This window comes from Brevundimonas olei, from assembly GCF_037055245.1.
Lineage (GTDB): Bacteria > Pseudomonadota > Alphaproteobacteria > Caulobacterales > Caulobacteraceae > Brevundimonas > Brevundimonas olei.
The window spans coordinates 2,296,645-2,309,138 of record NZ_CP146369.1 but is presented as its reverse complement, the minus strand read 5'-3'; the positions used below and the strand labels follow the sequence as shown (position 1 = coordinate 2,309,138).

Genomic DNA, 12,494 nt, shown 5'->3' with positions numbered 1-12,494 from the left:
AGACGCACATGGCCGATCTGGCCCTCGCCACCGACAAGATCCGCGCCGCCGTCGGCGAAAACTCGGGTCTGGGCAAGACCGTGAAGCTGGACTTCGGCGATGACGGCAAGATCTTCATCGACGGCGCCTCGGCTCCGAACACCGTCAGCAACGACGACAAGCCGGCCGACGCCACCGTCTCGATCAAGTGGGACGACTTCGTCGCCCTGGCCGAGGGCCGTCTGGACCCGATGATGGCCTTCATGCAGGGCAAGCTGAAGATCGCGGGCGACATGATGATCGCCCAGAAGCTGGCGCCGCTGCTCAAGGGCTGAGCGCGGGCTGAGGCTTGATGTTCGACGGCGCGGCTCCGACGGGGCCGCGCCGTTTTCATGTAGGGAGAGGCGTAGATGGATTTCCGGCTGAGCGAGCGGGGCGAGCACTGGCGCGAGCGGGTGCTCCGTTTCATGGAGGCGGAGGTCCTGCCGCGCGAGGCGGAGTATCGCGCCCAGGTCCGCGCTGATCCGAAGCGCCAACCGACGGTGATGGAAGACCTCAAGGCCAGGGCCAAGGCCGAGGGCCTGTGGAACATGTTCCTGCCGGGCGAGCACGGCGCGGGGCTGTCGAACCTGGAATACGCCCCCATCGCCGAGCTGATGGGGCGGGCGCTGTGGTCGGCCGAGGCGTTCAACTGCAACGCGCCGGACACCGGCAATATGGAAGTCCTGCACATGTACGGCGACGCCGCCCAGCAGGAGCGGTGGCTCAAGCCCCTGATGGCGGGAGAAATCCGTTCGGCCTTCCTGATGACCGAGCCTGAGGTCGCTTCGTCCGACGCCACCAACATCCAGACCCGGATCGAGCGCGACGGCGACCATTACGTCATCAACGGCCGCAAATGGTGGTCGACCAACATGGCGCACCCGAACGTCGCCGTGACCATCGTCATGGGCAAGACCGATCCCGACGCCGCTGTTCACCAGCAGCAGAGCCAGATCATCGTCCCAGTCGACACGCCCGGCTTCCGCGTCGAGCGGATGCTGTCGGTGTTCGGATACGACGAGGCGCCGATCGGCCACGCCGAGGTGGTGCTGGAGAACGTCCGCGTGCCCGCCTCGAACCTGATCGCGGGCGAGGGGCGCGGCTTCGAGATCGCCCAGGGCCGCCTGGGGCCGGGCCGCATCCACCACTGCATGCGGACCATCGGCGCGGCCGAAAAGGCGCTGGAGCTGATGGTCGACCGCCTGCTCAGCCGCACCGCCTTCCGCAAGACCATCGCCGAGCATTCAGTGTGGGAGCAGCGGGTGGCCGAGGCGCGCACCAATATCGAGATGTGCCGCCTGCTGGTGCTGAAGGCCGCCTGGATGATGGACGAGGTCGGGGCCAAGGGCGCCAAGTCCGAGATCGCCCAGATCAAGGTCGCCGCGCCGCGCATGGCGCTGAAGGTCATCGACGACGCCATTCAGGCGTTCGGCGGGGCCGGGGTGTCGGGCGACACGCCGCTAGCCGAGCTCTACGCCATGGTGCGGACCCTGCGCATCGCCGACGGCCCGGACGAGGTGCACAACCGCACCATCGCCCGACTGGAGTACGCCGCGCGAACGCGCGTCTAGGCTGTCGCTCGTCTCACAGTTCGTCGCTGGGCGGCCGCTGGTGGTGATGGTGCGCCGAGGGCGAGCTGAAGTCGCCGTCCACGATGTCGCCCAGATAAAGGTTCGAGCTGGCCTTGTCGGGCGGCGGCGGCGTGCGCCCGAACAGCCAGTCCATGAAACCGCGCTTGCCCGTGCGCGGGGTCTCGGGGGCGGGGGGATGTCGCGGAGTCATCATGACGGACTCTCCTGAAGGCTAGAATTTAACCCCTCGGCGGGGCCTCTGTTCCTCCGGCCTAGCTGTCGTCGTCCTCATTATTTTCTTCGCCGTCGAGCGGCGTCTCGTGCGCCAGCAGCAGGGCCAGACGGCGACGCGCGCGGTTGACCCGGCTCTTGACCGTGCCCACGGCGCAGCCGGCGATATCGGCCGCCTCCTGATAGGAAAGCCCGGCGGCGCCGACCATGATGATCGCCTTGCGATGCTCGGGCGGCAGGGCGTTGAGCGCCGTTCGGAGCGCCGTCAGCTCCGCCGTCCATTCCTGGCTGGGCTCGGCGGTCAGGCCGGCGGCGTGGCGGCCTTCTTCATCGGCCACTTCGCGGCGTCGGCGGGCGGCGCCGGTGTACCAGCTGTTTCTCAGAATCGTGAACAGCCACGCCCTGAGATTGGTCCCGGCCTCGAACCGCGTCCGATGCGTCCATGCCTTGACCAGCGTCTCCTGCACCAGATCATCGGCATCGGCCCGGTTGCGCGCCAGGGAGAAGGCGAAGGCCCGCAACGCCGGAATCTGGCAGGCCAGCATGGCGCGCCAATTGGCCGGGTTCGTCAGGTCTGGCGACCGGCCGGGATCGGGCGTCGATGGCGGGGGCTCGATGGCGTTCGGCCCCTCGGGCATGCGCATCTGGGGCATGCTGCGGGATCCTGAATGACCTGCGCCCTGTCGGCGCCGGAACCCCATCAGAACGTCGGTTGACGACGCCTGTTCCGTTGCGCCGCCCCTCTCAACCGGCCGGCTGACGACCGTCGCGCCGGCGGAACCGCCTTTGCGCAGGCTGCATTTCAGGAAGGTGGCGACAGACGACATTCATCCAGGGGGACACGGCGTCATGACCGGAATGCTGCGCAGACCGGCGGAGGCCGCCGGGGATCTCGAGCGTTATCGGCAGGTGCGCGCCGTGCTGCCTGCCCTGGCGGCGTCCCTCTCGGCCGAGGACCTGCAGGCCCAGTCCATGGCCGAAGCCAGTCCGGGCAAGTGGCACCTGGGCCATGTGAGCTGGTTCTTCGAAACCATGCTGCTCGATCGGCCGGGCTATGAGTCGATCGACCCCCGGCTGCGGCGGGTGTTCAACTCCTATTATGAGGCCCTGGGCGACCGGATCGGTCGGGACGAGCGGGGGCTGATGACGCGGCCTTCGCTGGCCGACGTCATGGCCTATCGCGCCGAGGTCGACCGTCGGATGGAGGCGCGCCTGGCCGATGCGTCCGCGCCGTTCGACGCCCTGCGCCGCTATCTGTTTGAACTGGGCCTGAACCACGAGCAGCAGCATCAGGAGCTTTTCCTGATGGACCTCCTGCATCTGATGTCGCGTTCGCCGCTGGACCCGGCTGCCTATGATGAGGAGCCGCGCCATGCGCCGCTCCAGCCGCCGCGCGGAGGCTGGCAGGCGTTCGAGGGCGGCCTTGTCGAGACCGGCGCGGGGGAGGAGGGGTTCGCCTTCGACAACGAACGGCCTGCGCACCGAGTCTGGCTTGAGCCGTTCGCCCTGGCCGCCGACCTGACGACCAATGGCGACTGGCTGGCCTTCATGAATGACGGCGGCTACGCCCGGCCCGAACTGTGGCTGAGCGACGGCTGGGCGACGGTCCAGCCGTGCGGCTGGACCGCGCCTCTCTATTGGCGGCGAGAGGACGGGGCGGGCTGGACGGTCATGACCCTGGCGGGGCGGCGGCCGGTGGATCCTGTCGCGCCGGTGCGCCATGTCAGCTTCTATGAGGCCGACGCCTTCGCGCGGTGGTCGGGCCGGCGTCTGCCCACCGAGGCGGAATGGGAGCACGCCGCCCGCAGCCGTCCCGACGCCTTCTCCAACCTGGACAATGAGGCGTGGCAGTGGACCGCCGGCGCCTACGGCCCTTACCCCGGCTTTCGACCGACCGAGGGCACGGCCGCCGAGTACAACGGCAAGTTCATGGCCAATCAGATGGTGCTGCGCGGCGGCGCCTTCGCCACGGCGCCGGGGCACGCGCGGCCGACCTATCGCAACTTCTTCTACCCTGATCAGCGCTGGGCCTTCGCGGGCGTCCGGCTGGCGTCCGATCCCGGCGACGCGGCCCGAGGCGACGCGACCGATGACGAGCATGAGGCCTTCCGCCGCGACCTGGTCGCGGGCCTGGCGTCGTCGCCCAAGAGCCTGCCGCCCAAATGGTTCTATGACGCGCGCGGGTCGGAGCTGTTCGAGGCCATCACCCGCCTGCCGGAATACTATCCGACCCGGCAGGAGGCGGCGCTGCTGCGGCGGGTCGCCCCGCGCTGGGCTGAACGCTTCGGCCCCGACGCCGTGCTGGTCGAGCTCGGCTCGGGCGCCAGCGAGAAGACGCGCATCGTGCTGGACGCGGCCCCCGATCTGGCGGCCTACGTCCCCATCGACATCAGCCCCACGGCGCTGGAAGAGGCGGCCGCCCGCCTGAGGCAGGCCTATCCCGATCTGAAGGTCCTGCCCATCGTCGGCGACTTCGAGCATCTGGGCGTCCTGCCGACCGAGGCGGGGCAGGGGCGGCGGGTCGGCTTCTTTCCCGGTTCGACCATCGGCAATCTCTCGCCGGCGACGGCCGAGGCGCTCCTGCGCGGCGCGCGCGACATGCTGGGGCCGGACGCTCTGTTCATTCTGGGCGTCGACCTGATCAAGGACGCCCCGACCTTGATCGCCGCCTATGACGACGCCGAAGGCGTGACGGCGCGCTTCAACCTGAATGTCCTGACCCGCGCCAATCGGGACCTGGGCGCGGACTTCGACCTGGACGCCTTCGCCCACCGCGCCGTCTGGAACGAGGCAGAGGCGCGGATGGAGATGCATCTGGAGGCCCTGCGCCCCATGACGGTGCGGCTGGGCAAGCTGGTCTTCCGTCTGGCGCAGGGCGAGACGATCCATACCGAGAACTCGCGCAAGTTCGACGAGGCCCGCGTGCGCGCCCTGGCCGAAGCCGCCGGCTGGCGCGTCGAGGCCTTCGAGGTCAGCGACGTCCCGCGCGTGGCCCTGGCCCTTCTGGCCTGCTGACCGCCGACCGGCTGTCAGCCAAAGAAAAACGGCGAGGTTTCCCACGCCGTCGGAAGGTTAGAAATCGATCGCGGGGGATCAGCGCTTCGGCGACGCCGGGTCCTGACCGGTCTTGTTTCGCGCGCCGTGGGAGGCTTCGCCGCCCTTGCGTCCGGCCTGGGCCGCGAGCGTGCGGTCCTGGGAGAAGCTGCGCTTCTCGCTGGGGACGCTGGCGCCGCCCTTGCGAGCGATTTCGCGCTGACGTTCCGGGTCCATGGAGGCGAAGCCTCGCTTGGAAACACCGGAGCCGCGGGTGGGCTGACCTTCGGCCATTTCAGATGTTCCTTTCGTAGACGGTGGCGCTTGCGCAAGAGAACCCGGCCCCGGCGCGGAGGTTCCGACAAAGGATTAAAACCCTGTTCGACAAACGGAGGCCGCGCGTGTGCTCGGCGGGGGAACCGCGCGGATTCCGGCGGGTTCATCGAAGCTCGGAATGCAGATTTCAGGAGCTTAGCCCCATGCCGGTTTCCAAGAACCCCATCGCCGACGCCGACGGCGCTCCGTCGCCCGAAGACATCACCGAAGGTCGTTCGACCCTGGGCGACCGCCTGGAAGGCGCGGCTGATGACATCCTGGCGGCCGGCGCCCGGCCGCGTCCTCTTCGCCGAGCCGTGCGCGAGGATGCGGCGGAAATGCGCGACTGGGCCCGCCATCGCGGCTCTCAGGCCTGCGAGGCGATTCGCGACGAACCAATCCGCATGACGCTCTATGCGCTCGGCATCGGCGTCCTGATCGGCCTGCTGGCCGCGCGCTAGACCATGATAGGTTCGGATTGAATCAATCCGAACTCAGATCAATGGTCCGACATCAAAGGGGTCAGGCCGGGCCGGAGGCCGGGCGCGCGATCGGAGCCGCCTGCATGGCCCGGTCCGAGACGAAGGGATTGCTGCGCCGTTCGGCACCGAACGTCGAATGCGGCCCGTGGCCCGGCACGAAGGTCACATCGTCGCCCAGCGGCCACAGCTTGGTGGTGATTGCGCTCAGCAGGGCCTGATGGTCGCTGCGCGGGAAGTCGGTGCGGCCAACCGAGCCCTGGAACAGCACGTCGCCGACCTGGGCGAAGCGGGCCTCGCGGTTGAAGAAGATCACATGGCCGGGCGTGTGGCCGGGGCAGTGGAACACTTCCCACGTCGTCTCGCCCAGCGTCAGGACGTCGCCGTCGTCCAGCCAGCGCGTGGGGGTGAAGGTGCGGGCCTCGGGCAGGCCGTATTTCTGGCCCTGCGAGGGAATCAGGTCGATCCAGAACTGGTCTTCAGGATGAGGCCCCACGATGTCGAGGCCGGTCTTTTCCTGCATCTCGGCGGCGGCGCCCGCATGGTCCAGATGGCCGTGGGTGATCCAGATGGCGTCCAGCGTCAGTCCGCGCCGCGCGACCTCGCCCAGAATGGCGTCGACCGAGCCGCCCGGATCGATGACGGCGGCCTTCTTCGTCTTCGTGCACCAGACCGTCGTGCAGTTCTGCTGAAGCGGCGTAACGGGCGTGACGAAGACGCCGATGGGGGCTGAAGGCTGGCTCATGCGTCATGAGATAGCGGCCCGATGACCACAAAGGAACCGCGTTGCGTTGACGTTTCGGCCCCTTCTCGACATAAGGGCGGGCTCCGAGGCGCCGCTCCCGAAAGGGGCGGCCCTGTTGCTTTATCCACCGCGCGCCTTTGCGGCGTCGCCACAGAGCGTCAGATACCCGACCATGCAAGTCGTCGAAAAGTCGAACGAAGGCCTCAGCCGCGTGATCGCGGTGACCATTCCCGTCGCAGAGCTGAACGAAAAGCTCGAAGCCCGCATCAAGGAAGTGGCTCCCCAGATGAAGCTGAAGGGCTTCCGTCCGGGCAAGGTGCCGGCCTCGTACGTCAAGAAGACCTTCGGCCGTGACTTCATGGGCGAAATCATCAACGCCTCGCTGAACGAGACCAGCCAGGGCGCTCTGGAAGAGCTGAAGCTGCGTCCGGCCGCTCCGGCCGAGATGAACCTGACCTCCGACATGGACAAGGTCATCGCCGGTCAGGAAGACCTGGCCTATGAGATGTCGCTGGAAGTCATGCCGGAATTCACGCCGGTCGACCCCAAGACCCTGAAGCTGACCCGCCCGACCTATGAGGCCTCGGAAGAGGACCTGGACGAAGCGCTGAAGGAACTGGCCTCGCAGGCCAAGTCCTACGAGGACAAGAAGGGCAAGACGGTCAAGGCCGCCGACGGCGACCAGCTGACCATCGACTTCCTGGGCAAGATCGACGGCGAGGCCTTCGACGGCGGCGCCGCCACCGACGCCGACCTGGTGATCGGCTCGGGCCGGTTCATCCCCGGCTTCGAAGAGCAACTGAAGGGCGCCAAGGTCGGTGAAGAAAAGACCATCGAGGTCACCTTCCCGGAAGAGTACCAGGCCAAGCACCTGGCCGGTAAGGCCGCGACCTTCGACGTCACCGTCAAGGCCATCAAGGCCGAGGTCGAATCCAAGATCGACGACGAGTTCGCCAAGCGCATCGGCCTGGAGTCGCTGGACCAGCTGAAGGAACTGCTGAAGTCCAACCTGAACCAGCAATACGCCGGCGCCACCCGCTTCAAGCTGAAGCGCGCCCTGCTGGACGTGCTGGACGAAGGCCACGACTTCGCCCTGCCGCCGAAGATGGTGGACGCCGAGTTCGAAGGCATCTGGGCCCAGGTTTCGGCCGACAAGGACGCCGGCCAGCTGCCGGAAGAAGACGCTAAGAAGTCGGAAGACGAACTGAAGGCCGAGTATCGCAAGATCGCCGAGCGCCGCGTGCGCCTGGGTCTGGTCCTGGCCGAAATCGGCCGCGCCAACAACGTCGGCGTTTCGGATCAGGAACTGTCGAACGCCATCATGGCCGAGGCCCGCAACTATCCGGGTCAGGAAAAGATGGTCCTGGACTTCTACCGCCAGAACCCGAACGCCGCCGCCCAGCTGCGCGCGCCGATCTATGAAGAGAAGGTCGTCGACCTGATCGTCTCGGTCGCCGAGGTGAAGGACGAAGCCATCTCGAAAGAAGAGCTGATGAAGGAAGAAGACGAGGGCTGATCTCGTCGTCTTACGGATCGGTAACTGTCGTTCCGTCAGCCATTCAGGCAAATGAAAAGGGTTCGCTTCGGCGGGCCCTTTTTGATTCTGGAGTCGACCTCATGGCCTTTTGGACGATGATCGCCCTGGCGGCCGGGCTGACGTCGATGGAGCCTCTTCAAGCCCAAGCCCAAGCCCCGGCCCAGTCTTCGGCTCAATCTCAGACCACGCCCGACCCCGACGCCGTTCAGGTCGAGGACGTCACGGTGGCCGCCAGCCTGCGCGACGCCCAACTGCGGGCGCGGGTCGACACCTTCATCGAAAGCAACATGGCCCCTCCGGCTGGGCGTCCCCTGGCGCGTTGGAACAAGCCGGTTTGCGTGGCGACGGCCCATCTGACGCCGCAGTACGCCCAGGCCGTCATCGACCGCGTGGCCCAGCACATCATCGAGGCCGGCGGCGATGTCGCCGGGCCGGGCTGCAAGGTCGACGTGATGATCGTCGGGACGGACGACGGCGCACAGATAGCCAAGGCCCTGGTGAAGGACGATCCGCGCGGCTATCGGCCGGCGCGCGGCGCGACCGATCGGGGCCGGGCGGCCCTGCAGCGTTTCCAGGAGGACGAGGCCCCCGTGCGCTGGTGGCATATCAGCCTGCCGGTCAACATCGACACCGGCGAGATCGCCGTCCGCCTGGACGGCGAGGAGTATCCGACCAATACGATGCGCGAATCTTCGCGCCTGCGCAGCAATGTGCGCGACGACCTGGCGCGCGTGGTCATCATAGTGGACTTCACCCGGACGACCCAGGTTCGGATGAGCGCTCTGGTCGACTATGTGGCCTTCATCGCCCTGGCGCAGGTCAATCCCGAGGGTGATCTGGCGGGGCATGACACCATCCTCAACCTGTTCACCCGGCCGGACGAGGTCACGGAGATGACCCGTTGGGACCGCGACTATCTGGCGGCCCTGTATCGCGCCACGCCCAATCGCTTTACCCTGCAGGCCCAGACGCGGGGCATCGCGGACGAAGTGGTGCACGGTCGTCGCGATCGATAGGCGATAAGTCCGCTCCCCCGGCGGATGCGCCTTGCGCAGGCCCGAGGCGAACGCGATATGCTGAAGCGAGGGCGCGACTCAAGCGCGCCATGAATCCGAGAGACCCCATGCGCGATCCGATCGACTACATCTCCAACAACCTGGTGCCGATGGTGGTGGAGCAATCCAGCCGCGGCGAACGGTCGTTCGACATCTTCTCGCGCCTGCTGCGCGAGCGGATCATCTTCCTGACCGGCCCGTTCGAGGACGGCATGGCCTCGCTGATCTGCGCCCAGCTGCTGTTCCTGGAATCGGAGAACCCGAAGAAGGAAATCAGCATGTACATCAACAGCCCCGGCGGTCAGGTGACCTCGGCGCTCGCGATCTATGACACCATGCAGTACATCAAGTCGCCGGTCTCGACCGTAGTCATGGGCATGGCCGCTTCGGCCGGTTCGCTGATCCTGACGGCCGGCGAGGCGGGCCAGCGCATCGCCCTGCCGAATGCGCGGGTCATGGTGCACCAGCCCTCGGGCGGCTTCCGCGGCACGGCCTCGGACATCGAGCGCCACGCCGAGGACATCATCGCCACCAAGCGTCGCCTGAACGAAATCTACGTCCAGCACACCGGCCGCACCTATGAGGAGGTCGAGCGCACCCTGGACCGCGACCACTTCATGACCGCCGAGGAAGCCAAGGCCTGGGGCATCGTCGACCACGTCTATGACAAGCGCACCCAGGCCGACGACGACGGCGTCAAGGCTCCCTGAGCCTAGCCCGGATTCAGGCTGCGACAATTTGCGAGGCGGAATCCGGCGACGGATTCCGCCTCGAATCATGTTTGAGACTCGTTATCAGCAGAAGGGGGCGCTCATGGCGACGCAGTGGAGAGACGACGGCTTTCGATATGGCGCCGTCACGCGCGCGCTGCACTGGGCGATCGCCCTGCTGCTGACGTGGCAGTTCACCGGCATGGCGGTGAAGCTGATCGTCGGCAAGGCGCCGATCACCGCCTTCTGGGTCGGTACGCACAAGGGGATCGGCGTGGTCCTGCTGACCCTGATCGTGCTGCGCGCCTTGTGGGGCCTCTACAACATGAAGACGCGGCCGGCGCACGGCGGCGGCTTCTGGGGGCGGGCCGCCAAGGTCGGGCATCTGGCGCTCTACGCCCTGATGCTGATCGTGCCGTCGCTGGCGCTGCTGCGGCAGTACGGATCGGGCAAGCCGCTGGACGTGTTCGGCGTGCGCCTGATCGACGGCGGCTGGGCCGAGGTGTCGTGGATGACCGCCCCGGCCAACGCCGTGCACGGCCTGCTGGCCTGGGTGCTGCTGGCCGCCATCGCGGGCCATATCCTGATGGTGCTGGTCCACCGTTTCATCTGGAAGGACGACACGGTCGGCCGGATGATCGGCTAGGCTGGTTCAGCCCGCCGTCACCGTGGGGGCGACGGCGGATCGCGACGTCAGAGGTCCAGGTCGGCCTGGGCGAAGCGGGCGTTTTCCTGAATGAACTGATAGCGGGCCTCGGCCTTGCGGCCCATCAGGCGCTCGACCAGATCCTCGATCTCTTCCTCGCTGTCGGGCAGGGCGACGCGGGCCAGGGTCCGCTTCTTCGGGTCCATGGTGGTCTCTTTCAGCTGAGAAGCCATCATCTCGCCCAGACCCTTGAACCGGCCGATCTCGGTCTTCTTGCCCTTGAACACGGTGGCCAGAAGCTCGTCGCGGTGGGCGTCGTCGCGGGCGTATTCCGACAGCGGGCCTGCCGAAATCCGATAGAGCGGCGGCAGGGCCATATACAGCCGCCCCTGACGGATCAGGTCCGGCATGGAGCGGTAGAAGAAGGTGATCAGCAGGGCCGCGATGTGGGCGCCGTCGACGTCGGCGTCGGTCATGATGACCACGCGCTCATAGCGCAGGTCGTCGACGCTGAAGCGGCTGCCCGCCTGAACGCCCAGCGCCAGCATCAGGTCGGTCAGCTCGACGTTGGCGCGCAGCTTGTCCGCCGTGGCCGAGGCGACGTTCAGGATCTTGCCGCGCAGGGGCAGGATGGCCTGGGTCGTGCGGTCGCGCGCCTGCTTGGCCGAGCCCCCGGCCGAGTCGCCCTCGACGATAAACAGTTCGGTGCCCTCGGCGGCCTGACGCGAACAGTCCGACAGCTTGCCGGGCAGGCGCAGCTTGCGCGTGGCGGCGGCGCGCTGGACTTCCTTGTCCTTGCGGCGGCGCAGGCGGTCCTCGGCGCGGTCGATGACGAAGCCGAGCAGGGCGTTGGCCTGTTTCGGGCTCTCGGTCAGCCAGTGGTCGAAGGGGTCGCGCAGCAGTTGTTCGGCCAGGCGCGCGCCCTCGGGCGAGGACAGGCGGTCCTTGGTCTGGCCTTGAAACTCGGGGTTGCGGATGAAGATGGAGATCATCGCCCCCGCATTGGCGATGACGTCTTCCGCCGTGATCTGGGCGGCGCGCTTCTCATTGGTCAGCTCGCCATAGGCTTTCAGCCCCTTGACCAGGGCAGCGCGGAAGCCGGCCTCGTGCGTGCCGCCGTCGGGGGTCGAGACGGTGTTGCAGTAGGAGGCGACGAAGCTGTCGGCGTCGCCGAAGCCGATCGGGGACCAGGTGACGGCCCATTCCAGGGCGCCCGCCTCGCCCTTGCGCTCGACGCGCCCGGCGAAAACGGGGGTGACGGTCTCGATCTCGCCCACGCGCTCGGCCAGAGCGTCAGCCAGGCCGCCGGGGAAGTGCAGCGTCGCCTGGGCGGGCGTCTGGTCGGTGATGCGCTCCGGGGCGCAGGTCCAGCGGATTTCGACGCCGCGGAACAGATAGGCCTTGGCCCGCGTCATGCGGAACAGGCGGGCGGGCTTGAAGGCCGCGCCGACGCCGAAGATCTGCTCGTCCGGCTTGAACCGGATCAGGGTGCCCTTCTTCTTTGACGGGCCGACCTGCTGGATCGGTCCCTGCGACAGGCCGCGGCTGAAGGACTGCCGCCATTCGAAGCCATCGCGCCAGACGGTGACGTCCAGGCTTTCCGACAGGGCGTTGACGACCGAGACGCCGACGCCGTGCAGGCCGCCCGAGGTCTCATAGGCCTTGCCCGAGAACTTGCCGCCCGAGTGCAGCACCGTCATGACGACTTCCAGCGCCGACTTGCCGGGGTGCTTGGGATGAGGGTCGACCGGGATGCCGCGCCCGTCGTCGCGCACCGACAGATAGCCCTCGGCGTCCAAGTCGACGGTGATCAGCTTGGCGTGCTTGGCGACGGCCTCGTCCATCGCATTGTCCAGCACCTCGGCGAACAGGTGGTGCAGGGCGCGCTCGTCGGTGCCGCCGATATACATGCCGGGGCGCTTGCGGACGGGCTCCAGGCCTTCCAGCACCTCGATCGAGGAGGCGGAATAGCCGGTGGCGGCCGCCGTCGCGGCGCTGGCGTGGGACGTCAGCTCGACCTTCGGTTCATGCACGGGCTGAGGCGCAACCGGAGGCGCCGCCTGGGGAGCGGGCGTCGCAGCGGGCGCGGGGGCGGCGGGCTTGGCCGGTTCGGCGTCGTCGAGCTTGGAAAACAGGTCGTCCATCAGGGCA

At 67.6% G+C, this 12,494-nt stretch carries 13 protein-coding genes; 8 read left to right on the top strand and 5 right to left on the bottom strand.

What is annotated here, in order from left to right; all coding sequences use genetic code 11:
- The first annotated feature begins 8 nt into the window (after window positions 1-8).
- Together V8J38_RS11055 and V8J38_RS11050 are read left to right on the top strand one after the other, a co-directional pair.
- Window positions 9-314, top strand: coding sequence for an SCP2 sterol-binding domain-containing protein (locus V8J38_RS11055; RefSeq protein ID WP_024354161.1), 306 nt, complete (start codon window positions 9-11; stop codon window positions 312-314).
- 75 nt (window positions 315-389) lie between these two features.
- Window positions 390-1,592, top strand: coding sequence for an acyl-CoA dehydrogenase family protein (locus tag V8J38_RS11050; protein WP_338575684.1), 1,203 nt, complete (start codon window positions 390-392; stop codon window positions 1,590-1,592).
- 13 nt (window positions 1,593-1,605) lie between these two features.
- Here V8J38_RS11050 and V8J38_RS11045 read toward each other — a convergent pair whose 3' ends face one another.
- Both V8J38_RS11045 and V8J38_RS11040 read right to left on the bottom strand, forming a co-directional pair.
- Complete coding sequence (locus tag V8J38_RS11045; RefSeq protein WP_291781908.1) at window positions 1,606-1,806, bottom strand: hypothetical protein; 201 nt, start codon at window positions 1,804-1,806, stop codon at window positions 1,606-1,608.
- A 58-nt stretch (window positions 1,807-1,864) separates the two neighbouring features.
- Window positions 1,865-2,476 carry a sigma-70 family RNA polymerase sigma factor gene (locus V8J38_RS11040; RefSeq protein WP_338575681.1) on the bottom strand — a complete coding sequence of 204 codons (612 nt, stop codon included), beginning with the start codon at window positions 2,474-2,476 and terminating at the stop codon, window positions 1,865-1,867.
- Between the two features lie 196 nt (window positions 2,477-2,672).
- Between V8J38_RS11040 and egtB the strand changes: the two genes are divergently transcribed.
- The gene (egtB, locus tag V8J38_RS11035) at window positions 2,673-4,838 is read left to right on the top strand and encodes an ergothioneine biosynthesis protein EgtB (protein WP_338575680.1); all 2,166 of its coding nucleotides are present in this window, start codon (window positions 2,673-2,675) and stop codon (window positions 4,836-4,838) included.
- Between the two features lie 78 nt (window positions 4,839-4,916).
- Here the strand turns inward: egtB and V8J38_RS11030 are convergent, their stop codons facing one another.
- Entirely contained in the window at window positions 4,917-5,150 is a 234-nt protein-coding gene (locus V8J38_RS11030) for a general stress protein (RefSeq protein WP_338575678.1), read from the bottom strand.
- Window positions 5,151-5,335: 185 nt separating this feature from the next.
- On the opposite strand from V8J38_RS11030, the gene V8J38_RS11025 reads away from it, so the two are divergent.
- Entirely contained in the window at window positions 5,336-5,632 is a 297-nt protein-coding gene (locus V8J38_RS11025) for a hypothetical protein (RefSeq protein ID WP_291781921.1), read from the top strand.
- Between the two features lie 61 nt (window positions 5,633-5,693).
- On the opposite strand, the gene V8J38_RS11020 is transcribed toward V8J38_RS11025, so the two are convergent.
- Entirely contained in the window at window positions 5,694-6,395 is a 702-nt protein-coding gene (locus V8J38_RS11020; RefSeq protein WP_338575676.1) for an MBL fold metallo-hydrolase, read from the bottom strand.
- 172 nt (window positions 6,396-6,567) lie between these two features.
- On the opposite strand from V8J38_RS11020, the gene tig reads away from it, so the two are divergent.
- From tig to V8J38_RS11000, 4 genes are all read left to right on the top strand, one after another.
- On the top strand, window positions 6,568-7,911 hold the full coding sequence (tig, locus tag V8J38_RS11015) for a trigger factor (protein WP_291781927.1): 1,344 nt from the start codon (window positions 6,568-6,570) through the stop codon (window positions 7,909-7,911).
- A 101-nt stretch (window positions 7,912-8,012) separates the two neighbouring features.
- Entirely contained in the window at window positions 8,013-8,948 is a 936-nt protein-coding gene (locus V8J38_RS11010; RefSeq protein WP_338575673.1) for a hypothetical protein, read from the top strand.
- 107 nt (window positions 8,949-9,055) lie between these two features.
- The gene (locus V8J38_RS11005; protein WP_003165321.1) at window positions 9,056-9,697 is read left to right on the top strand and encodes an ATP-dependent Clp protease proteolytic subunit; all 642 of its coding nucleotides are present in this window, start codon (window positions 9,056-9,058) and stop codon (window positions 9,695-9,697) included.
- Window positions 9,698-9,764: 67 nt separating this feature from the next.
- Window positions 9,765-10,343, top strand: a complete 579-nt coding sequence (locus V8J38_RS11000) for a cytochrome b (RefSeq protein WP_291781937.1) — start codon at window positions 9,765-9,767, stop codon at window positions 10,341-10,343.
- Between the two features lie 47 nt (window positions 10,344-10,390).
- Here the strand turns inward: V8J38_RS11000 and V8J38_RS10995 are convergent, their stop codons facing one another.
- Entirely contained in the window at window positions 10,391-12,487 is a 2,097-nt protein-coding gene (locus tag V8J38_RS10995; RefSeq protein ID WP_338575668.1) for a DNA topoisomerase IV subunit B, read from the bottom strand.
- Window positions 12,488-12,494: the final 7 nt, after the last annotated feature.

Coding starts and splice junctions, on each gene's coding strand:
- V8J38_RS11055 (WP_024354161.1), top strand. CDS start 9: ATGGCCGATCTGGCCCTCGCCACCGACAAGATCCGCGCCGCCGTCGGC.
- V8J38_RS11050 (WP_338575684.1), top strand. CDS start 390: ATGGATTTCCGGCTGAGCGAGCGGGGCGAGCACTGGCGCGAGCGGGTG.
- V8J38_RS11045 (WP_291781908.1), bottom strand. CDS start 1,806: ATGATGACTCCGCGACATCCCCCCGCCCCCGAGACCCCGCGCACGGGC.
- V8J38_RS11040 (WP_338575681.1), bottom strand. CDS start 2,476: ATGCCCCAGATGCGCATGCCCGAGGGGCCGAACGCCATCGAGCCCCCG.
- egtB (WP_338575680.1), top strand. CDS start 2,673: ATGACCGGAATGCTGCGCAGACCGGCGGAGGCCGCCGGGGATCTCGAG.
- V8J38_RS11030 (WP_338575678.1), bottom strand. CDS start 5,150: ATGGCCGAAGGTCAGCCCACCCGCGGCTCCGGTGTTTCCAAGCGAGGC.
- V8J38_RS11025 (WP_291781921.1), top strand. CDS start 5,336: ATGCCGGTTTCCAAGAACCCCATCGCCGACGCCGACGGCGCTCCGTCG.
- V8J38_RS11020 (WP_338575676.1), bottom strand. CDS start 6,395: ATGAGCCAGCCTTCAGCCCCCATCGGCGTCTTCGTCACGCCCGTTACG.
- tig (WP_291781927.1), top strand. CDS start 6,568: ATGCAAGTCGTCGAAAAGTCGAACGAAGGCCTCAGCCGCGTGATCGCG.
- V8J38_RS11010 (WP_338575673.1), top strand. CDS start 8,013: ATGGCCTTTTGGACGATGATCGCCCTGGCGGCCGGGCTGACGTCGATG.
- V8J38_RS11005 (WP_003165321.1), top strand. CDS start 9,056: ATGCGCGATCCGATCGACTACATCTCCAACAACCTGGTGCCGATGGTG.
- V8J38_RS11000 (WP_291781937.1), top strand. CDS start 9,765: ATGTTTGAGACTCGTTATCAGCAGAAGGGGGCGCTCATGGCGACGCAG.
- V8J38_RS10995 (WP_338575668.1), bottom strand. CDS start 12,487: ATGGACGACCTGTTTTCCAAGCTCGACGACGCCGAACCGGCCAAGCCC.